Annotated in this window: 19 protein-coding genes and 1 pseudogene; 13 read left to right on the top strand and 7 right to left on the bottom strand. The window is 71.0% G+C overall.

What is annotated here, in order from left to right:
* Positions 1-2 precede the first annotated feature (2 nt).
* From G6N48_RS10155 to G6N48_RS10125, 7 genes are all read left to right on the top strand, one after another.
* Positions 3-911 (top strand): phosphatidylinositol mannoside acyltransferase, encoded by a 909-nt coding sequence (locus tag G6N48_RS10155; RefSeq protein ID WP_085268141.1) that lies wholly within the window; start codon positions 3-5, stop codon positions 909-911.
* A complete protein-coding gene (locus tag G6N48_RS10150; protein WP_085268093.1) occupies positions 911-2,035 on the top strand; it encodes a glycosyltransferase family 4 protein in 1,125 nt (374 codons plus the stop codon). Before G6N48_RS10155 ends, G6N48_RS10150 begins: the two co-directional genes overlap by 1 nt.
* The gene (locus tag G6N48_RS10145) at positions 2,035-3,057 is read left to right on the top strand and encodes an NUDIX domain-containing protein (RefSeq protein ID WP_085268092.1); all 1,023 of its coding nucleotides are present in this window, start codon (positions 2,035-2,037) and stop codon (positions 3,055-3,057) included. Before G6N48_RS10150 ends, G6N48_RS10145 begins: the two co-directional genes overlap by 1 nt.
* A gap of 137 nt (positions 3,058-3,194) precedes the next feature.
* On the top strand, positions 3,195-4,103 hold the full coding sequence (gene pdxS, locus G6N48_RS10140; protein WP_085268091.1) for a pyridoxal 5'-phosphate synthase lyase subunit PdxS: 909 nt from the start codon (positions 3,195-3,197) through the stop codon (positions 4,101-4,103).
* A 9-nt stretch (positions 4,104-4,112) separates the two neighbouring features.
* On the top strand, positions 4,113-4,949 hold the full coding sequence (tesB, locus tag G6N48_RS10135; RefSeq protein WP_085268090.1) for an acyl-CoA thioesterase II: 837 nt from the start codon (positions 4,113-4,115) through the stop codon (positions 4,947-4,949).
* Positions 4,946-5,542: a pyridoxal 5'-phosphate synthase glutaminase subunit PdxT gene (gene pdxT, locus G6N48_RS10130; RefSeq protein ID WP_085268089.1), complete on the top strand. Its 597-nt coding sequence runs from the start codon at positions 4,946-4,948 to the stop codon at positions 5,540-5,542. The genes tesB and pdxT overlap by 4 nt, the downstream gene beginning before the upstream one ends.
* A gap of 147 nt (positions 5,543-5,689) precedes the next feature.
* Positions 5,690-6,445 (top strand): YebC/PmpR family DNA-binding transcriptional regulator, encoded by a 756-nt coding sequence (locus G6N48_RS10125; RefSeq protein WP_085268088.1) that lies wholly within the window; start codon positions 5,690-5,692, stop codon positions 6,443-6,445.
* 40 nt (positions 6,446-6,485) lie between these two features.
* Here G6N48_RS10125 and G6N48_RS10120 read toward each other — a convergent pair whose 3' ends face one another.
* Genes G6N48_RS10120 through G6N48_RS10100 form a run of 5 tightly spaced genes read right to left on the bottom strand, consistent with a single transcriptional unit; the run spans position 6,486 to position 10,064 of the window.
* On the bottom strand, positions 6,486-8,012 hold the full coding sequence (locus G6N48_RS10120; RefSeq protein WP_085268087.1) for a polyamine aminopropyltransferase: 1,527 nt from the start codon (positions 8,010-8,012) through the stop codon (positions 6,486-6,488).
* The gene (locus G6N48_RS10115; protein WP_085268086.1) at positions 8,009-8,464 is read right to left on the bottom strand and encodes a DUF350 domain-containing protein; all 456 of its coding nucleotides are present in this window, start codon (positions 8,462-8,464) and stop codon (positions 8,009-8,011) included. The genes G6N48_RS10120 and G6N48_RS10115 overlap by 4 nt, the downstream gene beginning before the upstream one ends.
* Positions 8,465-8,496: 32 nt before the next feature.
* Positions 8,497-8,928: a DUF4247 domain-containing protein gene (locus G6N48_RS10110; RefSeq protein ID WP_085268140.1), complete on the bottom strand. Its 432-nt coding sequence runs from the start codon at positions 8,926-8,928 to the stop codon at positions 8,497-8,499.
* Positions 8,925-9,425: a DUF2617 family protein gene (locus G6N48_RS10105; RefSeq protein ID WP_085268085.1), complete on the bottom strand. Its 501-nt coding sequence runs from the start codon at positions 9,423-9,425 to the stop codon at positions 8,925-8,927. The genes G6N48_RS10110 and G6N48_RS10105 overlap by 4 nt, the downstream gene beginning before the upstream one ends.
* A gap of 18 nt (positions 9,426-9,443) precedes the next feature.
* The gene (locus tag G6N48_RS10100) at positions 9,444-10,064 is read right to left on the bottom strand and encodes a DUF4178 domain-containing protein (protein ID WP_085268084.1); all 621 of its coding nucleotides are present in this window, start codon (positions 10,062-10,064) and stop codon (positions 9,444-9,446) included.
* Between the two features lie 160 nt (positions 10,065-10,224).
* Between G6N48_RS10100 and ruvC the strand changes: the two genes are divergently transcribed.
* The 4 genes from ruvC (at position 10,225) to G6N48_RS10080 (ending at position 13,237) form a co-directional block, all read left to right on the top strand.
* Positions 10,225-10,800, top strand: coding sequence for a crossover junction endodeoxyribonuclease RuvC (ruvC, locus tag G6N48_RS10095; RefSeq protein WP_085268083.1), 576 nt, complete (start codon positions 10,225-10,227; stop codon positions 10,798-10,800).
* Entirely contained in the window at positions 10,797-11,393 is a 597-nt protein-coding gene (gene ruvA, locus G6N48_RS10090) for a Holliday junction branch migration protein RuvA (protein ID WP_085268082.1), read from the top strand. The genes ruvC and ruvA overlap by 4 nt, the downstream gene beginning before the upstream one ends.
* A complete protein-coding gene (gene ruvB, locus G6N48_RS10085; protein WP_085268081.1) occupies positions 11,390-12,451 on the top strand; it encodes a Holliday junction branch migration DNA helicase RuvB in 1,062 nt (353 codons plus the stop codon). Before ruvA ends, ruvB begins: the two co-directional genes overlap by 4 nt.
* Before the next feature lie 96 nt (positions 12,452-12,547).
* On the top strand, positions 12,548-13,237 hold the full coding sequence (locus G6N48_RS10080) for a hypothetical protein (protein ID WP_085268080.1): 690 nt from the start codon (positions 12,548-12,550) through the stop codon (positions 13,235-13,237).
* Between the two features lie 60 nt (positions 13,238-13,297).
* Here G6N48_RS10080 and car read toward each other — a convergent pair whose 3' ends face one another.
* Entirely contained in the window at positions 13,298-16,825 is a 3,528-nt protein-coding gene (car, locus tag G6N48_RS10075) for a carboxylic acid reductase (RefSeq protein WP_085268079.1), read from the bottom strand.
* 164 nt (positions 16,826-16,989) lie between these two features.
* Positions 16,990-18,339 carry a 4-aminobutyrate--2-oxoglutarate transaminase gene (gene gabT, locus G6N48_RS10070; protein ID WP_085268139.1) on the bottom strand — a complete coding sequence of 450 codons (1,350 nt, stop codon included), beginning with the start codon at positions 18,337-18,339 and terminating at the stop codon, positions 16,990-16,992.
* Between the two features lie 183 nt (positions 18,340-18,522).
* Here gabT and yajC point away from each other — a divergent pair, with 183 nt between their 5' ends.
* Both yajC and secD read left to right on the top strand, forming a co-directional pair.
* Positions 18,523-18,846: a preprotein translocase subunit YajC gene (yajC, locus tag G6N48_RS10065; RefSeq protein ID WP_085268078.1), complete on the top strand. Its 324-nt coding sequence runs from the start codon at positions 18,523-18,525 to the stop codon at positions 18,844-18,846.
* A gap of 128 nt (positions 18,847-18,974) precedes the next feature.
* Positions 18,975-20,805: pseudogene (gene secD / locus G6N48_RS10060) on the top strand (protein translocase subunit SecD).
* Positions 20,806-20,807 lie beyond the last annotated feature (2 nt).

The following is a 20,807-nucleotide window of genomic DNA, read 5'->3' as shown; positions in this document are numbered from 1 at the left end:
GCATGCACCTGGTGACGGGCGCCGCGACGGACTGGGCCTACGCCGGCGGTTGGCTGGCGGTGCGAGCGATGCCGGATGCCGCCGCCCGCGCCACATTCGCCGCCGGGGCGCGGTACGCGGCCCGTAACGGCGGACCCGATCAGCTGCGCAAGAACCTGGCCCGCGTCATCGGCGTGGCCCCGGCCGAGGTGCCCGACGCGCTGATGCGCGCCTCGCTGGCGTCCTACGGCCGCTACTGGCGCGAGGCGTTCCGCCTCCCGACGATGGATCTGCCCGCGCTGGCACGCCAGCTGGCGGACTCAGTCCTGGGGCAGGACCACCTCGACGCCGCGCTGCAATCCGGTCGTGGAGCCGTGCTCGCGCTGCCGCACAGCGGCAACTGGGACATGGCCGGCGTCTGGTTGGCGCATTCGCGCGGCACCTTCACCACCGTCGCGGAACGCCTCAAGCCCGAGTCGCTGTACCGGCGTTTCATCGCCTACCGCGAAAGCCTCGGATTCGAGGTGCTGCCGCTGTCCGGCGGCGAGCGGCCCCCCTTCGAGGTGCTCTGTGACCGGCTGCGGGACAACCGGGTGGTGTGCCTGATGGCCGAGCGCGACCTGACCCGCAGCGGGGTCCAGGTCGACTTCTTCGGTGAGCCCACCCGCATGCCGGCCGGCCCGGCGAAGCTGGCGATCGAGACCGGGGCGGCGTTGCTGCCCGTCGGCTCCTGGTTCGAGGGTGAGGGCTGGGTCGCGTCGATACATCCGGCCCTGGACACCACCGGCGGCGACGTCGCCGCCATCACCCAGGTCCTGGCCGACCAGTTCGCCAAAGACATCGCGGGGCACCCCGAGGACTGGCACATGCTGCAGCCGCAGTGGCTGGCCGACCTGTCCGACACCAAGCAGGCCCGGCTGAAGGGAACCTGATGCGCATCGGGATGGTGTGTCCCTACTCGTTCGACGTGCCCGGCGGCGTGCAGTCCCACGTTCTGCAACTGGCCGGGGTGATGCACGCCCGCGGCCACGAGGTCAGCGTGCTCGCGCCGTCGTCACCGGAAGCCGCGCTGCCCGACTACGTCGTCTCCGCCGGCAAAGCCGTCCCGATTCCCTACAACGGGTCGGTGGCCCGGTTGCGGTTCGGTCCGGCGACGCACCGCAAGGTCAAGAAGTGGCTCGCCGACGGCGGTTTCGATGTGCTGCACCTGCACGAGCCCAACGCGCCGAGTCTGTCGATGCTGGCCCTCAACATCGCCGAGGGCCCGATTGTGGCCACGTTTCACACGTCGACCACGAAGTCGTTGACGCTCAGCGTCTTTCAGGGCATCCTGCGGCCGATGCACGAGAAGATCGTGGGCCGCATCGCGGTGTCCGACCTGGCGCGGCGCTGGCAGATGGAGGCGCTGGGCACCGACGCGGTGGAGATCCCCAACGGTGTCGACGTCGAGTCGTTCGCTTCGGCGCAGCGGCTACCGGGATACCCGCGGCCGGGCAGGACGGTGCTGTTCCTCGGGCGTTACGACGAGCCCCGCAAGGGCATGTCGGTCCTGCTCGACGCGCTGCCCACAGTGGTCCGTCACTTCGCTGACGTGCAACTGCTGGTCGTCGGGCGCGGCGACGAGGACGAGTTGCGCGCGCGGGCCGGCGCGTTGGTGGGCCACCTCCGCTTCCTGGGCCAGGTCGACGACGCGCACAAGGCGTCGGCGATGCGCAGCGCCGACGTCTACTGCGCGCCCAACGTCGGGGGCGAGAGCTTCGGCATCGTCCTGGTCGAGGCGATGGCGGCCGGCACCCCGGTGGTGGCCAGCGACCTCGACGCGTTCCGCCGCGTGCTGCTCGGCGGCGAAACCGGGCGCCTGGTGCCGGTGGGTGACGGCGCCGCGCTGGCCGCCGCGCTCGTCGAGGTGCTCGAGAACGGGGCGCTGCGGGAGCGCTACGTCGCCGCCGGCTCCAGGACGGTCCAGCGCTACGACTGGTCGGTGGTGGCCAGCCAGATCATGCGGGTCTACGAGACCGTCGCCGGCTCGGGCGCCAAGGTGCAGGTGGCCAGCTGATGACCTGGCTGATCGTGGGCGCCGTGGTGCTGGTCGTCCTGCTCGCCGCGCTGGGCGCCTGGGCCTACCGGACGGCCAACCGGCTGGACCGGTTGCACGTCCGCTACGACCTGTCCTGGCAGGCGCTGGACGGCGCCCTGGCGCGACGCGCGGTGGTGGCGCGCGCCGTCGCGATCGACGCCTACGGCGGCGCATCGGAGGGGCGGCGCCTGGCCGCGCTGGCCGACGCCGCGGAGGGCGCGCCGCGCAGCGCGCGCGAGACCGCGGAGAACGAGCTTTCGGCCGCGCTGGCGGCGGTCGACCCGGCCGCGCTGCCGGTCGGCCTGATCGCGGAGCTGGCCGACGCCGAGGCGCGGGTGCTGCTGGCCCGCAGGTTCCACAACGACGCGGTCCGCGACACCTTGGCGCTGGCCGAGCGGCCCCTGGTGCGCGCATTTCGGCTGGGTGGAACCGCTGCGCTGCCAAGCTATTTCGAGATCGTCGAGCGACCGCACGCGCTGGCGCACGGCGATCACGGGGTGCTCAACCACCGCACCTCGTCGCGCGTCGTGCTCCTCGACGAGACCGGAGCCGTTCTCCTGCTGTGCGGGTCGGACCCCGCCGCCGACGAGCACGCGCCGAGGTGGTGGTTCACCGTCGGCGGGCAGGTGGGTGACGGCGAGCGTCTGGCCGAGGCGGCCGCCCGGGAGCTGGCGGAGGAAACCGGTCTGCGCGTGGCGGCGGGCGACCTCGTCGGGCCCGTCTGGCGCCGCGACGAGACCTTCGAGTTCAACGGCTCGCTGATCGACAGCGAGGAATTCTTCTTCGTCCATCGCACCCGCCGCTTCGAACCATCCTGCGCGGGACGCACCGAGCTGGAGCGCCGCTACATTCACGGCCACCGCTGGTGTGATGCCGCCGACATCGCGCGGCTCGTCGACGCCGGGCAGACGGTGTATCCGATCCAGCTGCCCGAACTGCTCACCGAGGCGGCGGCGGTGGCCGCCGGCAGGGTTCCCGGACACTTGCAGTCGATCCGGTGAGGACGCGGGGGGCCGAATCGCCCCCGGCGCGTTGCGCAGATGTCCCGCAGGCCGGAGTGGGTGGAAGAAGCTTGGCAAATCGATTTGTCTGCCTTCACTAGACTGGTGCCCGAATCAACCGGTGAAGGAGACCAGAAGTGACTACCGCCGCATCGAACGGCAGCGGCCGGACCGGCACCGCCCGCGTCAAGCGCGGCATGGCCGAGATGCTCAAGGGCGGCGTCATCATGGACGTCGTCACCCCGGAGCAGGCCCGCATCGCCGAGGGCGCCGGCGCGGTCGCGGTGATGGCGCTCGAGCGGGTGCCCGCCGACATCCGCGCCCAGGGCGGGGTGTCGCGGATGAGCGACCCCGACATGATCGAGGGCATCATCTCCGCCGTCACCATTCCGGTGATGGCCAAGGCGCGCATCGGGCATTTCGTCGAGGCCCAGATCCTGCAGAGCCTCGGCGTCGACTACGTCGACGAGTCCGAGGTGCTCACCCCGGCGGACTACACGCATCACATCGACAAGTGGAAATTCACCGTGCCGTTCGTGTGCGGGGCGACCAACCTCGGTGAGGCGCTGCGCCGCATCAACGAGGGCGCGGCCATGATCCGGTCCAAAGGCGAGGCCGGCACCGGCGACGTCTCCAACGCCACCACGCACATGCGCGCCATCGCCGGCGAGATCCGCAGGCTGACCTCGCTGTCGGAAGACGAATTGTTCGTCGCCGCAAAGGAATTGCAGGCGCCCTACGACCTCGTCGTCGAGGTGGCCCGGGCGGGCAAGCTGCCGGTGACGCTGTTCACCGCCGGCGGGATCGCGACCCCGGCCGACGCCGCGATGATGATGCAGCTGGGCGCTGAGGGCGTGTTCGTCGGCTCGGGCATCTTCAAGTCCGGTGACCCCGCGCAGCGCGCCGCGGCGATCGTCAAGGCCACCACCTTCTACGACGACCCCGACGTGCTGGCCAAGGTGTCGCGCGGCCTGGGGGAGGCGATGGTGGGCATCAATGTCGAGCAGGTCCCGGAGCCGCACCGCCTGGCCCAACGCGGCTGGTAAAAACAGCCCGTGTCGATCGAGAAGATCCTCGACCTCGAACAACTCGAGGTCAACATCTACCGCGGGAGCGTGTTCAGCCCCGAATCGGGTTTCCTGCAGCGCACTTTCGGCGGCCACGTGGCGGGCCAGTCGCTGGTCTCGGCGGTGCGCACCGTCGACCCGCAGTATCAGGTCCACTCGCTGCACGGCTACTTCCTGCGACCCGGAGACGCGTTGGCGCCCACGGTTTTCATCGTCGAGCGCTCGCGGGACGGTGGTTCGTTCGCGACCCGGCGGGTCAACGCCATCCAGCACGGCGAAATCATCTTCAGCATGGGTGCCTCCTTCCACGTCGACCAGGAAGGCATCAACCACCAGGACGCGATGCCGGCCGCGGCCCCGCCCGACGGCCTGCCCGGGCTGGACTCCATCAAGGTCTTCGACGACGCCGGGTTCAAGCAGTTCGAGGAGTGGGACATCCGCATCGTTCCGCGCGAGCTGCTGCAGCTCTCGCCGGGCAAGGCCGCACAGCAGCAGGTGTGGTTCCGCCACCGCGACCCGCTGCCCGATGACCCGGTGCTGCACATCTGCGCGCTGGCCTACATGAGCGACCTCACCTTGCTGGGATCGGCGCAGGTCACCCACCTCGACGTGCGCGAGCACCTGCAGGTGGCCTCGCTGGACCACGCGATGTGGTTCATGCGGCCGTTCCGCGCCGACGAGTGGCTGCTCTACGACCAGTCCTCGCCGTCGGCCAGCGGCGGCCGCGCACTGTGCCAGGGCAAGATCTTCACTCAGACCGGCGAGATGGTCGCCGCGGTGATGCAGGAGGGGCTGACCCGCTACAAGCGCGGGCACCCGAAGTGAGCGGCCCGCGCATCGGGGTGCTGGCGCTGCAGGGCGACACCCGCGAGCACCTGGCGGCGCTGCGCGAAGCCGGCGCCGAACCGGTGACGGTGCGCCGCCGCAGCGAGCTCGAGGCCGTCGACGCGCTGGTGATCCCCGGCGGGGAGTCCACGACCATCAGCCACCTGCTGCTCGAGCTCGATCTGCTCGAGCCGCTGCGGGCGCGGCTGGCCGACGGCATGCCGGCCTACGGCGCGTGCGCGGGGATGATCCTGCTGGCCGGCGAGATCCTCGACGCGGGCGTGAACGGGCGCGCGGCACTGCCCTTGGGTGGGATCGATATGACGGTGCGCCGCAACGCCTTTGGCCGCCAGGTCGACTCGTTCGAAGGGGACGTCGCGTTCGCGGGCCTGGACACTCCGGTGCGCGCGGTGTTCATTCGCGCGCCCTGGGTCGAACGGGCGGGCGACGGGGTGGAGGTGCTGGCGAGCGCCGCGGGCCATGGCGTCGCCGTACGCCAGGGCCGCGTGCTGGCGACGGCCTTCCACCCGGAGATGACGGGCGACCGCCGCGTCCACCAGCTCTTCGTCGACATGGTCAACGGGCGCGGCTGAAACCTCAGCCGCCCAAGCGTGTGGCGTGCTGTCGCTGTGAGGCGGGCACGACGGCACATGGTCCGCAGCGGGCCCGGCCGAAGCGCCTCACCGTCCACGTAGAATCGTCTGGCGAACTTTCAGGCAACAGAAGAGGTACCACCAGCGATGAGCGGCCATTCCAAGTGGGCCACCACGAAACACCAGAAGGCCGTCAAGGATGCGCGCCGCGGCAAGGAGTTTGCCCGGCTCATCAAGAACATCGAGGTCGCCGCCCGGACCGGCGGCGGTGACCCCGCGGGCAACCCGACGCTCTACGACGCCATCCAGAAGGCGAAGAAGACGTCGGTGCCCAACGACAACATCGAACGCGCGCGTAAGCGCGGCGCCGGCGAGGAGGCCGGCGGCGCCGACTGGCAGACGATCATGTACGAGGGCTACGCGCCCAACGGCGTGGCCGTGCTGATCGAGTGCCTGACCGACAACCGCAACCGCGCCGCCAGCGAGGTGCGGGTGGCGATGACGCGCAACGGCGGCACCATGGCCGACCCCGGTTCGGTGTCCTACCTGTTCTCCCGCAAGGGCACGGTCACGCTGGAGAAGAACGGGCTGACCGAGGACGACATCCTGACCGCGGTGCTGGACGCCGGCGCCGAGGACGTCACCGATCTCGGCGACAGCTTCGAGATCGTGTCCGAGCCCACCGACCTGGTCGCGGTCCGCACCGCGCTGCAGGAAGCCGGCATCGACTACGACTCGGCCGAGGCGAGCTTCCAGCCGTCGGTCAGCGTGCCGGTCGACGTCGAGGGCGCGCGCAAGGTGTTCAAGCTCGTCGACGCGCTGGAGGACAGCGACGACGTGCAGAACGTCTACACCAACGTCGACCTCTCCGACGAGGTGCTCGCCGCGCTCGACGAGGAGTAGCCGGCGCGGGCGCCGGGTCCCGCGGGTCGACGCCATTGCTCTAGTCGTACCCCCGGCGCATGTCGCCGACGATGCGCGGATTGTCCAGCGTCGACGGCTCCACCGCGCGTGGACCGACGTCCTCGGAGAACACCGTCGCCGCGCCCAGCACCGACGCGTTCAGGAAGCGCAGCGGGGGAGCGTCGGCCGGCATCCGCGGAATGGGTGCGGTGCTCGCGCGCCGGGCCAGCGCGAAACCCCAGTCCCCGAAGGTGGGCACGTGCACGTGGTAGGGCGTGACGGCGTACCCGGCCGAGCGGATCGTCGACACCGTGCGCCAGAACGCGACCGGCGTCGAGAACGGGCTGCCCGCCTGCACGACCATCAGCCCGCCCGGGGACAGCGCGTGCTCGGCGAGCGCGTAGAACTCCGTCGAGTACAGCCGGCCCAGGACGGGGGTGTCCGGGTCGGGGAGGTCGACGATGACCGCGTCGAAACGGGGCACGCCGGGGCGGCGCAGCCAGCCCATCGCGTCGTCGATCACGACCTGCACGCGGGGGTTGTCCAGGGCGCCGGCGTTGGCGTCGCGCAGGGTGCTGCGCGCCAATTCGACGACCGCGGGGTCGAGTTCGACCTGCACGATCTTCTCGATGCCCGGCTGGCGCAGCAGCTCGCGGGCGGCCAGCCCGTCGCCGCCGCCCAGGATCAGCACCGAGCGCGCGCCGTTCCCGAGCGCTGGGTAGACGAGGCTCTCGGTGTAGCGGTACTCGTCGCGGGTGGAGAACTGCAGGCCCCCGTCGAGGTACAGGCGGGTGTCTCCGCCGCGGCGCGTCACCACGATCTCCTGGTACGGCGTGTGCCGGTAGGCGATGATCGGGTCGGCGTAGAGCCGCTGGCGGCTGGTCGTCTCGATGTCCGCCGAGCCCGCCAGCAGCGTGGCCAGCAGCCCGAGCGCCATTGCCAGCGCGCACAGCGTCGTCGCCAGCTGCCGCGCCGACACGGTGCGCCGCAGCAGGAAGACCGACACGACGGCGGCCGCCGCCAGGTTGATGATGCCGGTGGCCGCCGCGCCGCGGATCATCCCCAGCTGCGGCAGCAGCAGGAACGGCCACACGAGCCCGCCCAGCAGCGCGCCGAGGTAGTCGGCGGCGTTGAGGTCGGCCAACGTGCGGCCCGCGTCGGTGGGCCCGGCGGTGCGGCCCCGCTGCAGCAGCGTCATCAACAGCGGCACCTCGGCGCCGACCAGGCCGCCGATCAGCGCCGTGCTCACCGCCAGCACCCAGGTCGACCCGTCGACGAAGGCGAACACCACGTAGAGCGCCGCCGTCGACAGGCCGCCGACGATGCCCAGCAGCGCCTCGACGGCGACGAACGTGATCGCCGCATGCGCCAGCAGCGGCTTGACCAGCACCGCGCCGGCGCCGAGCGCGGCGATGTAGCCCGCGACGATCAGCGAGGTGGCGACGATCCCGCCACCGTCCAGGCTCGCCGACAGCGTCAGCAGCGCGAGCTCGTAGACGATTCCGCACGCCGCGCACGCCGCGACCGCGGCCAGCAGCAACGCCCTCCACCATTTCGCCGGCGTCATGAGACCGCCGCGGCGGTGACCCCTCCGACGGCCAGCAGCATCAGCGCCACCGCGAAAGACCCGGGGTGCAGTTCCGGCTCGTCGACGTGCTCGTGGAAGTCGCCCGGGATCAACACGTGCACGCTCAGCAGCGCGACGCCCAGCAGCACCACCCCCATCAGCCCGTACACCGCCACGCCGAGGAGCCCCTGACCCAGCTGGCTGTAGGAATTGACGATCGCGCTGATGATCACGGTGGTGAGCGCGACGTACATCGCGCAGGCGATGACGACGGCGTTGGGCCGCCGATCGATGAACACCAGCCGGCGCAGATTGCCCGGGGTGAGCAGGTCGACCATGAAGAAGCCGACGATCAGGACGGCCATGCCGACGGCGAAGTACAGGATGGTCGCGAGGACGCCTTTGAAGACGGGATTGAGATCGATGGTTCCGATCTCGACGGCCAGGTACATGGTTGCCTCCTCAGAGATGGGGATCTTGCCGGTTATTTGGTCCCCCCGGGGCCGCCGGGGGTGCCGCCCGCGCCGCCCGAAGGGGAGCCGGGGCTGAATCCGGGGCCGAGGAAGATGAACGCGCCGTGGCTGTATCCGGCGCTCAGGGACTCGACGCGGATGCTGCACGGGCGCTCGCCGTCGGGGCCGACGATGACGATGTTGTTGCTGTAGCGCAGGTACTCGCTGTTGCCGCTGGAGGCGCGCGCCTGGGGTGCCTGATAGTCCGCGAGCGTGTCGGCGACGTCGTCGGGCGCACCGGTGCAGACGTAGCGCGTGCCGTTCACGTCGTGTGAGTACTCGCGATAGTGGCTCGCGATGTAGGACGCGATGTCCTTGTTGAGCAACACGATCCCGAACACCAGGCACACGGTCGCGGCGACCGCCAGCCCGGCGGCGATCACGAACAGGCGGTTGCGGCTCACGGGCGCCACCGGCTGGCCGTGCGGACGATGTCGCCGCCCGAGCGCCCCGGATACAGGTGCCAGGTCTGCCACCGCCACCCGCTGCCGTCGGGCTCGGCGGCCAGCGCGGTCAGCGCGGCGTCGTCTCCGGGGAATGTCCCGCCGAGCCACCCCCGGCGCTCGCAGCGCTCGCGCAGGGCGGCCGCGATCCGGCGGAACGCGGCCCGGTCGTAGGTGTCGGTCCGGGATTCGAGAAGGTAGCCGGGTGCGCCGGTGCGCGCCGGCAGGTCGGTGCCCAGCTCGCGGGCAACGCAGGAGACCTGCTCACTGAACCGGCCCGCCGCATGCTCGACGGTGACGACGTGGGAGGCGCCGAGCACCCCGAGCCGCAGCGCGCCGCCGGCCGGGTGAACCAGGCGGGAGGCGGCCAGCGGGGCCGGGGCGGGGGTGTTGAGCGCGAGCCCGAGGTTTTGGCCGCAGACGTCCGTCGGCGTCACGACGAGCTGATGAAGCGGCACCGAGAGGTCCCCCGAGTCCTAGGCCGACGGCGGAGGCGCCGGGTAGACGGTGAGCTCGCCGGTCAACACGGGCTTGCCCGTCGACACTTCCCACGGGGTGTCCGGGGCCCAGCGCTCGAACGAGAGCAGGGCGCTCCCGTCGGCGTCGGCGCAGTCGATGAACTCCATCTCCCCGCCCGCCGGCAGGCCCGTCGTGCCCTCGGTGGTGTAGGAGGCGCGACCGCGCTCCGTCTCGTGGAAGGTCACGCCGTCGACGACGTACGGGCCGCCCGGCTGCAGGTCGAGGCCTTTGCGGCTGACCCACATCGCGAGCTCGAGGCGCCCGTCGTCCTCCTCGACGCTGAACCACAGCGGCTGGTCGCCGCCCTCGAGCAGGTGCTCCCACCACACGAACGGCCCCTCGCGGTAGGTGACGGACCCGCGGACGACGTAGTCGATGCCGCCGTAGCTGACAATCGCGCCGGGGCCGAGTTGCCGCGGGCCGAACTGGGGCATCGCGTTGAACGCCAGCGGGTCTGTGCGCCCGGGCGTCCGGCCCGCCCTCCCGCCGGGTCCCCGCGGCCGCCGCAAAGCGACGACCAGGACCACGACGGACGCGATGAACAGCACGGCGGCGACAACGACCAGCAGCGTCCCCATGCGCACCCTCCGGGTCGGGCAAACAAGCGCCTTAAGATAACAGCATTTTGTGGGCCGGGGGGTCGGGAAAGAAGCGGCCCCGCGGCCGCGTGTCCTGTCCGGCGGCGTCGAGGCGGCCCGTTACGCTATCGAACAGCTGTTCTAGAGGTGGGAGCGGGCAATGCGGGTGATGGGCGTCGACCCCGGGCTGACCCGATGCGGGCTGTCGGTGATCGAGAGCGGTCGCGGGCGCACCGTCGTCGCGCTGGACGTCGACGTGGTGCGCACCCCGTCGGACGCGCCGGTGCCCCTGCGGTTGCTGGCCATCAGCGACGCCGTCGAGCACTGGCTGGCCACGCACCAGCCGGACGTGGTGGCCATCGAGCGGGTGTTCTCCCAGCACAACGTGACGACGGTGATGGGCACCGCGCAGGCCGGCGGCGTGGTCGCGGTGGCGGCCGCCAGGCGCGGCATCGACGTGCACTTCCACACGCCCAGCGAGGTCAAGGCCGCGGTCACCGGCAACGGCGCCGCCGACAAGGCGCAGGTGACCGCGATGGTCACCAAAATCCTTGCGCTGCAGGCTAAACCGACACCGGCCGACGCGGCCGACGCGCTCGCGCTGGCCATCTGCCACTGCTGGCGGGCGCCGATGATCGAGCGGATGGCCGCCGCGCAGGCGCAGGCCGCGCGGCAGCGAAACACCTACCTGGCCAAGGTCGCCCAGGTCGAGGCCAAGCGCGGGGCCGCCCGGTGATCGCCTCGGTGCGCGGCGAGGTGCTCGGCATCGCGCTCGATCACGCGGTGATCGAGGCGGCCGGCGTCGGCTACCGCGTGAACGCGACGCCGTCGACCCTGGCGACGCTGCGAACCGGCACCGAGGCCAGGCTCATCACCGCGATGATCGTGCGCGAGGACTCGATGACGCTCTACGGGTTTCCCGACACCGAGACCCGCGACCTGTTCACGACCCTGCTGTCGGTGTCCGGGGTGGGCCCCCGGCTGGCGATGGCCACGCTGGCCGTGCACGACGCCGCGGCGCTGCGCCAGGCGCTGCACGACGGCGACGTCGCCGCGCTGACCCGGGTGCCCGGCATCGGCAAACGCGGCGCCGAGCGCATGGTGCTGGAACTGCGCGACAAGATCGGTCCCGCGACCGGCGCGGCGCCGGCGAGCGCGGCGACCAACGGCCATGCGGTGCGCGGTCCGGTGGTGGAGGCCCTGGTGGGTCTGGGCTTCGCGGTGAAGCAGGCCGAGGAGGCCACCGACAAGGTGCTGGCCGACGATCGCGACGCCACGACGTCCGGTGCGCTGCGGGCCGCGTTGTCTTTGCTGGGGAAGTCGCGGTGACCGAGGACGACGACGAGGACCCCTACGCCGACCGCGACGTCTCCCCGACGCTGGCCGTCGGCGAGGGCGACGTCGACGGCAGCCTGCGGCCGCGGACCCTGCAGGAGTTCATCGGCCAGCCGCGGGTCCGCGAACAGCTGCAGCTGGTGATCGAGGGCGCCAAGAACCGCGGCGGCACACCCGATCACATCCTGCTGTCCGGCCCGCCGGGGCTGGGCAAGACGTCGCTGGCGATGATCATCGCGGCCGAGCTCGGCTCCTCGCTGCGGGTGACGTCGGGTCCCGCGCTCGAGCGGGCCGGCGACCTGGCCGCGATGCTGTCCAACCTGGTCGAGCACGACGTGCTCTTCATCGACGAGATCCACCGCATCGCCCGGCCCGCCGAGGAGATGCTCTACCTGGCCATGGAGGACTTCCGCGTCGACGTGGTGGTCGGCAAGGGGCCCGGGGCGACGTCGATCCCGCTGGAGGTGGCACCGTTCACGCTGGTCGGCGCCACCACCCGGTCCGGCGCGCTGACCGGCCCGCTGCGCGACCGGTTCGGCTTCACCGCACACATGGACTTCTACGAGCCCGCCGAACTCGAGCGGGTGCTGGCCCGGTCGGCCGGCATCCTGGGCATCGAGGTCGGCGCAGAGGCCGCCGCGGAGATCGCCCGGCGCTCGCGGGGCACCCCGCGGATCGCCAACCGGCTGCTGCGCCGGGTCCGCGACTTCGCCGAGGTGCGCGCCGACGGCGTCATCACCCGCGACGTCGCCAAGGCCGCGCTCGAGGTCTACGACGTCGACGAGCTGGGCCTCGACCGGCTGGACCGGGCGGTGCTGACCGCGCTGACCCGCAGCTTCGGCGGCGGCCCGGTCGGGGTGTCGACGCTGGCGGTCGCGGTCGGCGAGGAGGCCGCCACGGTCGAAGAGGTCTGCGAGCCGTTCCTGGTGCGCGCGGGCATGATGGCGCGGACGCCGCGGGGCCGGGTGGCCACCGCGCTCGCCTGGACGCACCTGGGCATGACCCCGCCCGCCGGCGTCACCGGGCTCGGTCAGCCCGGTCTGTTCGACTAGCGACGCCCGGCGGCTTTCTCCCGCGCAACCCCCGCCCGGTTATCGCCGGAGCGCGAGGGGTACCCGTCTGGTGCCTGTATCTAGCAAGGAGATGCCATGAGAAACGAGTACGACCGCGCCGGGGGGCTGAGGATGCCGCGTTCGCGTGGCGCGATCAGCGGAGTGCTCCTGGTCATTCTGGGTGCCTGGGGCGCTTTGATCCCGTTCGTCGGTCCCCGCTTCGATTTCGCCTACACGCCCGACCGGGACTGGGCGTGGACGTCGGCCCGTGGCTGGCTCGAGGTGCTGCCCGGCGCCGCCACCGTGGTCGGCGGCCTGCTGCTGATCGTCGCGGCGAACCGCGCCACCGCGGTACTCGGCGGCTGGCTGGCGGTGCTGGCCGGCGCCTGGTTCGTGGTGGGCGAGCAGGTCGCTCCGCTGCTGGGCATCGGCTCCGCCGGTGACCCCGTCGCCGCCACCGAACGCAAGCGCGCGGTGCTCGAGGTGTCCTACTTCTCGGGCCTGGGCGCGCTGATCATCTTCGTCGGCGGCGTGGTGCTGGCACGCACGGCGGTGCGCCTGGCGCGCGACGTGCAATCGGTCGAGCCTGCGTACGCGGCCGGTTCGATGCCGACCGTCGAGCCGTACCGGGACTCGGTGGTCGAGGCGCCCGAGGTGTCCTCGAGCGCGCTGACCAAGCCGCGGGCCCCGGGGACCGAGCCGAAGCGCGGGTGGCGCCGCCAGCGCGCCGGCGCCAACGCGGGATCGGGCGCCGCATATCTGCGCTGGCCACACCCGCAGCGCTGATCCGCGCGCACAGCGAACCGCCCAGCCCACGAGGGGTCTGGGCGGTTCGTTTCTGCGGCCTTAGAGCAGTCCGAGCAGCTGCAGGTCGGTGACGTACTTGACGATGATCGGCGCCGAGACATGCGGGATGTCTTTGTCGGGGCCGATTTTCGCCTCTTGCACCGCCGCGCGGAACCGGTCGGTCGGGGCCATCGACCCGTTGATCGGCTGGTCGGGTTGCTGGTAGTTGTGCAGCAGCGGCAGCAGCGAGTACTGACGTTGCCGTTCCGGCAGGGCCCGCAGCGACGTCTCGAACCGCCGCAGCCATTCGGAGTAGTCGGCGATGCGCTCGATCGAGTAGCCGGCCTCGATGAGCCAGTCGACGTACTCGTCGAGGCCGATGCCGTCGTCATACGGGTTCATCACGTGGTAGGTCCGGAAACCCTCGGGGGACTCGGACTGCGCGCCGAGGGTCGAGATCGCCGCGGCGATGAACTCCACCGGCAGGCCGTCGTAGTGGGAGCGCTGCCGCTTGCCCTCGGCGTCCAGCTCGTAGAAGGAACCGGGTGCGATGCCGCTGGCCACCAGGCTCAGCATCAGCCGGGTGAACATGTCCGGCAGGTTGAGCTGGCCGGCGTAGGTGGTGTCGGCCAGGATCATGTCGCAGCGGAACACCGCGACCGGCAGGCCGCACAGGTCGTGCGCCTCGCGCAGCAGCACCTCGCCGGCCCACTTGCTGTTGCCATAGCCGTTGGCGTAGGTGTCGTTGATCGCGCGGGTCGCGCTGATCTGCCGGATGTCGGCGTCCTCGACGAACTCGCCGGGCTTGATCTGGTCGCCCACCCCGATCGTCGACACGTAGGTGTACGGCTTGAGCTTCGTGGTCAGCGCGATCCGGATCAGCTCGGCGGTGCCCAGCGCGTTGGGACCGAACAGCTCGCTGTACGGCAGGACGTGGTTCACCAGGGCCGCCGGGTCGACGATCAGGTCGACGGTGTCGGCCAGCCGCTGCCAGGTCTGCTGGTCCAGGCCCAGGTTGGCCTCGCCCTTGTCACCGGCGATGACCTCGAGGTGGTCGGCCGCGAGGTCGCGGTAGTGCGCCAGCAGCTTGGGGTCTCCTTCAGGAGAACCCGCGCCGAATGTCTTGTCCAGCCGGGCCCGCGCCTCCTCGTCGGACTTGGCGCGCACCAGGGCGATCACCTTGCCGTCGACCAGGTCCATCCGCTCGAGCCATTCCAAGGCCAGGTAGCGGCCCAGGAAGCCGGTGGCTCCGGTCAACAGCACCGTCCGCACCTCGGCGGTCGGCTTGGGCAGCCCGGGCGCGGCGGCCAGCGTCTCGGCCTCGAGGAACTTGTCCAGGGTGAGGTCACCGGCGTGCACCTCGGTCGCGCCGCGACCGTGCACGGCGGCGAAGGTGGGTCGTTTGGTGCCCTCGCGCTCGCCCTCGATGTACTTGGCGATGGCCGCCAGGTCACTGGCCGGGCTGACGATCACACCCACCGGCACGTCGATGTCGTAGATCTCGCGCAGCAGGTTTCCGAAAGTCAACGCCGACAACGAGTCGCCGCCCAGGTCGGTGAAGTGGGCGTCGGGCGTCAGCTCACTGGTCGCGGCGCCGAGCATCGCGGCCGCGGCCCGGGTCACAGTCTGCAGCGCCGGCGCGTCGGCGCCGCTGCGCCGCAGCTCGGCCAGCTCGTTGGCCTGTCCCTGCGCCAGGTCGGCGTAGAGCTGCTCCAGGCGCTCGCCGTAGTGCTGCTTGAGCTTGGGCCACGCCAGCTTGCGGATGCCGGTCAGCAGGCCGTTTTCCAGGCTGAACGGTGTGGTCTCGATGATGAAGTCGCGCGGCACCTCGTAGGACCGGAGGTTGGCCTGCCGTGCGACGGTCTGCAGCGAGTCGGCGATCCTCGGCTTGAGCGACTCGGGGTCGCCCTGAGCCAGGGCCTCCTCGGTGGGCACCACGACCGCCAGCAGGTAGGGCTGCGCGCTGTTGCCGTACACGTAGATCTGCCGGATCAGCGGGCTGTTGCCGAACTCCGCCTCGAGCTTGGCCAGGGTGACGAACTCGCCCTGCGCGAGTTTGAGCACGTTGTTGCGGCGGTCGACGTAGACGAGCCGGTCGGGGGCGACCTCGGCGAAGACGTCGCCCGTCCGGTAGTAGCCGTCCTCGTCGAACACGTTCGCGGTGGTCTCGGCCCGCTTGTAGTAGCCCGGGAACATGTTCTCGGTCCGCAACAGGAGCTCGCCGCGCGGATGCGGCCGGTCGGTGCGGAAGTAGCCCAGGTCCGGCACGTCGACCAGCTTGTAGTCGACCACCGGCGGGCGCTGGACCTCGCCGTCGAACAGCACCATCCCGGCCTCGGTGGAGCCGTAGCCGTCCATCAGGTGCATCTCGAGCAGGGACTCGACCCAGTTCCGCAGTTCGGGGGAGATGGGCGCCGAGCCCGTCATCGCGAAGATGAAGCGCCCACCCAGCAGGTACTGGCGCTGCTCGGCCAGAACCTCCGTCTCGACTGCTCGGCGGTCGCCCTCGTCGGTGAGCCGCCGCTCGACCTGGCGCTGGAACTCGCCGAACAGGGTCTCCCAGATGCGCGGGACGAAGTTCAGCTCGGTGGGACGCACCAGCTCGAGGTCCTCGAGCAGGGTGGACAGGTCGCTGCGGGCCGCGAAGTAGGCGGTGCCGCCGTTGCCGAGGGTGCCGTAGAGGATGCCGCGGCCCATGACGTGGCTCATCGGCATGAAGTTGAGCGTGATCGACGCGGCGCTCTCGCCGAACCAGTTCTTGCTGCCGCGGCGCCACATCTTGCCGACGTTGCTCTGCGGGTACATGGCGCCCTTGGGCGCGCCGGTGCTGCCGGAGGTGTAGATCAGCAGCGCCAGAGGGTTTTCGGAGTCGTCGGCCGCCCCGGACGGCGGCGCCGCGGGCAGCGACCTACCCCGCTCGAGCACGTCGGCCAGGGTCTCGAGGCCGACCCCGGTGCCCTCGAGCCTCGCCTGGGCGGTCTCGACCGCCTCGCGCTGCTCGTCGACCTCGGGGTGGTAGTCGAACACGATCAGCGTGGTCGGTGCGGGCCCGGTGCGGATGAGCTCCACGGCGTCGGGCAGCTGATCGACGCTCGCCGCGATCACGGCGGGCTCGGTCTCGGCCACGATCGGCTGCAGTCCGGTTATCGACGCGCCGGTCTGCAGCGGCACCGACACGGCGCCGATCTGGCCGAGCGCCATGTCGATGGTCGCGTAGTCGACGCTGTTGAAGCCCAGCACGCAGACGCGGTCGCCGGGGCCCACCGGGCCGTCGGCCAGCGCGCGTCCGAGTGCGCCGACGCGCTCACCCAGCTCGCCGTAGGTGATGGTGTCGAAGCGGGGGAGCAGCTCCAACGAGGTGCGGCCCGTCGCAGGGTCCGTGACGAACTCCGCCGCGCGCTGGCCCAACGCCGGTCGGTCGGCGTAGCCGTCCAGCACCGTCTGGATGACCTGCGGCAGCCGCATACCGGGCTGCTCGAGGGCGTCGGTGATCGTCTGGTCGGGCCGGGCCGCGGCGAACTGGGGGTCGTTGGCGGTCAGTTCCTCGACGCGGCGTGCGAGCCACTCTTCGTGGTTGATGGTCGACATAAACGGTTCCCCTTGCCTGAAATCAGTGCGCAAATAAGTGCTTTTTGGGCGCTACGTGCGCCGACATTTAGAACGTTAGCTAAAGTAAAGGTATTCCTCCACGCGCCGGCTCGGCTTCAGTTGTGAGATACGCCACCGCGGGTGACCCGGGCGGCCCCGGTTGACTAAAGGTCGCCCAAGAGCCGGCCGAGGATATCGATGCCTTCGGCCAGCAGCTGGTCGCTTATGGTCAACGGCGGCAGCAGCCGGATGACGTTGCCGAACATGCCGCAGGTCAGCACGACGACGCCGGCGGCGTGGGCGGCGGTGGACAGCTTCTTGGTCAGCTCCGCGTCGGGTTCGGCGGTTCCGGATTTCACCAGCTCGATGGCGATCATCGCGCCGCGGCCGCGTACGTCGCCGATCCGGTCGTCCCCGGCCTGCAGACGCAGCAGCGGTTCGGTGATCACCCGTTCCAGCTGCCGGGCGCGCTCCACCAGTCCGTCGTTCTCGATCGTCGCGATCGTGGCCAGCGCCGCCGCACACGCCACCGGGTTTCCGCCGAACGTACCGCCCAAACCGCCGACGTGCGGCGCGTCCATGACCTCCGCCCGGCCGGTGACCGCCGACAGCGGCAACCCGTCGGCGATGCCCTTGGCGGTGCAGATCAGGTCGGGCTCCAGACCGCCCGGGCCTTCGTGCTGGCAGGCGAACATCGCTCCGGTGCGGGCGAAGCCGGTCTGCACCTCGTCGGCGATGAAGACCACGCCCTTCTTGCGGCACCATTCGAGCAGGCTGGGCAGGAAACCCTCCGCCGGGACGATGAACCCGCCCTCGCCGGCGATCGGCTCGATGATGACCGCGGCCAGGTTGTCGGCGCCGACCTGGTTGTCGAAGACGCTGATCGCCCGCGCGGCGGCCTTTTCGCCGTCGGTGGCCAGCTCCTTGTCGAGCAGCCCGTCGCGGTAGGGATAGGACAGGGGCGCCCGGTAGACCTCCGGCGCGAACGGGCCGAAACCGCTCTTGTACGGCATCGACTTGGCGGTCAGCGCCATCGCGAGGTTGGTGCGGCCGTGGTAGGCGTGGTTGAACGCGACGACGGCGGGCTTGCCGGTGAAGGAGCGCGCCACCTTGACCGCGTTCTCGACCGCCTCGGCGCCGGAGTTGAACAGCACCGTGCGTTTCTCGCCCGCGCCGGGAGTGATCCTGTTGAGTTCCTCGGCGACGGCGACGTACTGCTCATACGGCGTCACCATGAAGCAGGTGTGGGTGAATTCGGCGACCTGCGCCCGCACCGCGTCGACCACCCGGGGCGACGAGTTGCCGATGGTGGTCACCGCGATACCGGACGCGAGGTCGATCAGCCGGTTGCCGTCGACGTCCTCGATGATGCCGCCGCCGGCGCGGGCCACGAACACCGGCAGCGAGACGTTGACCCCGTGGGACACCGCGGCGGCGCGGCGTTTGGTCAGTTCCAGCGACGCCGGACCGGGAATCTCGGTGACCAGCTGGCGGGTCTGCTCGAGGGTGGCCACTGTCATCCTCCTCACCGCGCCGCGCGTGCCGCGCCGCGACCAAAGCCTATCGTTCGAGCCGGTTCCAGCGGGCCGGTCCGGCGCGACCTGCGCTGATGGCGTTGAGGGATTTGATGGCGCCGACGGGTCTGGTGGCACACTGGCCCTTGGCTGCGAACACCGATACGAAAGGCAGGCGCGTCAATGGAGAGTTTGGTCTTGTTCTTGCCATTCGTGCTCATCATGGGTGGGTTCATGTGGTTCGCGTCGCGCCGGCAACGGCGGGCGATGCAGGCCACCATCGACCTGCACGAGTCGCTGCAGCCCGGCGACCGGGTGCACACCACGTCCGGCCTGCAAGCGACCGTCACCGCGATCACCGACGACACCGTCGACCTCGAGATCGCCCCCGGCGTGGTGACCACCTGGATGAAGATGGCCGTGCGCGACCGGATCCTGCCCGAGGACGACGACCTCGTCGAAGAGGACGGCACACGGGACGACAGCCGGGTGACCGAGGATTCCTGACGTGCGGGCCACCGGGTGCATTGCGGCGGCCCGCTGCGCCCGGCTTCGCCGCCCCTGCGACCGCCGCTAGGCTCTCCCCGGGGCTCCGTCCTGGGTAAGCGACCGATTCTCGAGGAGTTAGAAGGAACGTGGCATCGTCTTCGGCGCCGGTGCACCCTGCCCGCTACCTGTCGGTCTTCCTGCTGTTGCTCGTCGGCGTCTACTTGCTGGTCTTCCTGACCGGCGACAAGCGCGCCGCGCCCAAGCTCGGCATCGACCTGCAGGGCGGCACCCGGGTGACGCTCACCGCGCGCACACCCGACGGCTCCGCGCCGAGCCGCGAGGCCCTGGCCCAGGCGCAGCAGATCATCAGTTCCCGGGTCAACGGGCTGGGCGTGTCCGGTTCGGAGGTCGTCGTCGACGGCGACAACCTCGTCATCACCGTCCCCGGCAACGACGGCAGCGAGGCACGCAACCTGGGCCAGACCGCCCGCCTGTACATCCGGCCGGTGATCCAGTCCATCCCGGCCCAGGCCGCGGCGCCCAAGCCGCCCCCCGGCGCCCCCGCCCCGGGCGGTCCAGCCCCCGGCGCCCCCGCCCCGGGCGGTCCAGCCCCCGGCGCCCCCGGCCTGCCGCCCCCGCCCGGCCAGCCGGGCGCCCCGGCGCCCGGGCGCCCAGGCGCCGCCAGCCGCGCAACCGGCGCCGCCGGGCCGGCCCGGCGCCCAGCCGCGCCCCTACCCTGAGGACCCCCCGCCGACGCCCGCCCCCACGCCGGCACCGGCACCCGCTCCCGCGCCGGCACCCGCTCCCGCGCCCGGGGCGGCGCCGCCGGCCGACCAGCCGGCCGCGCCGGACCCGCGCAAAGACCTCGCGGAGCGCATCAGCGAGGAGAAGAAATGGCGCCAGAGCACCCGGCAGGGCATCCAGTTTCTCGCCCTGCAGTTCCAGGCGACCCAGTGCGACAAGAACGACATCCTGGCCGGCAACGACGACCCGAACCTTCCGCTGGTGACCTGCTCGACCGACCACAAGGTGGCCTACCTGCTGGCGCCGTCGATCATCAGCGGTGACCAGATCCAGGACGCCACCTCCGGCATGAACCAGCGCGGCATCGGTTACGTCGTCGACGTGCAGTTCAAGCCGGCCGCCGCCAACACCTGGGCCGACTTCACCGCCGCCCACATCGGCACCCAGACCGCCTTCACCCTCGACTCCCAGGTGGTCAGCGCCCCGATGATCCAGGAGGCCATCCCCGGCGGCCGGACCCAGATCACCGGCGGCGACCCGCCGTTCACCGCCTCGACCGCGCGCCAGCTTGCCAACGTCCTCAAATACGGCTCGCTGCCGCTGTCCTTCCAATCGTCGGAGGCCCAAACCGTCTCGGCCACACTGGGATTGACCTCCCTGCGGGCCGGCCTGATGGCGGGTGCCATCGGGCTGATCCTGGTGCTGCTGTACTCGCTGCTGTATTACCGGGCGCTGGGACTGCTCACCGCGCTGTCGCTGACCGCCTCGGGCGTAATGGTTTTCGCGATCCTGGTGCTACTGGGCCGCTATATCAACTACACGCTGGACCTGGCCGGCATCGCCGGTCTGATCATCGGCATCGGCACCACCGCGGACTCGTTCGTGGTGTTCTTCGAACGCATCAAGGACGAGATCCGGGAGGGTCGCTCGTTCCGGTCGGCCGTGCCACGCGGCTGGGTGCGGGCCCGCAAGACGATCGTGTCGGGCAACGCCGTGACCTTCCTGGCCGCGGCGGTGCTGTACTTCCTGGCGATCGGCCAGGTGAAGGGTTTCGCCTTCACGCTGGGCCTCACCACGATCCTCGACCTGGTGGTGGTCTTCCTGGTGACCTGGCCGCTGGTGTACCTGGCGTCGAAGTCGCCGACGCTGGCCAAGCCCGCGTTCAACGGCTTGGGGGCCGTTCAGCAGGTCGCCCGCGAACGCCGGGCCCAGGTGAAGACGGGACGGGGGTAACC

Source organism: Mycobacterium parmense (assembly GCF_010730575.1).
Lineage (GTDB): Bacteria > Actinomycetota > Actinomycetes > Mycobacteriales > Mycobacteriaceae > Mycobacterium > Mycobacterium parmense.
Note: the sequence above shows the minus strand (reverse complement) of the source record. Positions and strands in the feature narration are given on the sequence as shown.

What these genes read in the sequence shown, in the direction of transcription:
- G6N48_RS10080 (WP_085268080.1), top strand. Translation starts at nt 12,548, where the DNA reads ATGAGAAACGAGTACGACCGCGCCGGGGGGCTGAGGATGCCGCGTTCG.
- G6N48_RS10145 (WP_085268092.1), top strand. Translation starts at nt 2,035, where the DNA reads ATGACCTGGCTGATCGTGGGCGCCGTGGTGCTGGTCGTCCTGCTCGCC.
- ruvC (WP_085268083.1), top strand. Translation starts at nt 10,225, where the DNA reads ATGCGGGTGATGGGCGTCGACCCCGGGCTGACCCGATGCGGGCTGTCG.
- yajC (WP_085268078.1), top strand. Translation starts at nt 18,523, where the DNA reads ATGGAGAGTTTGGTCTTGTTCTTGCCATTCGTGCTCATCATGGGTGGG.
- G6N48_RS10155 (WP_085268141.1), top strand. Translation starts at nt 3, where the DNA reads ATGCACCTGGTGACGGGCGCCGCGACGGACTGGGCCTACGCCGGCGGT.
- G6N48_RS10115 (WP_085268086.1), bottom strand. Translation starts at nt 8,464, where the DNA reads ATGTACCTGGCCGTCGAGATCGGAACCATCGATCTCAATCCCGTCTTC.
- car (WP_085268079.1), bottom strand. Translation starts at nt 16,825, where the DNA reads ATGTCGACCATCAACCACGAAGAGTGGCTCGCACGCCGCGTCGAGGAA.
- G6N48_RS10125 (WP_085268088.1), top strand. Translation starts at nt 5,690, where the DNA reads ATGAGCGGCCATTCCAAGTGGGCCACCACGAAACACCAGAAGGCCGTC.
- G6N48_RS10100 (WP_085268084.1), bottom strand. Translation starts at nt 10,064, where the DNA reads ATGGGGACGCTGCTGGTCGTTGTCGCCGCCGTGCTGTTCATCGCGTCC.
- G6N48_RS10150 (WP_085268093.1), top strand. Translation starts at nt 911, where the DNA reads ATGCGCATCGGGATGGTGTGTCCCTACTCGTTCGACGTGCCCGGCGGC.
- G6N48_RS10120 (WP_085268087.1), bottom strand. Translation starts at nt 8,012, where the DNA reads ATGACGCCGGCGAAATGGTGGAGGGCGTTGCTGCTGGCCGCGGTCGCG.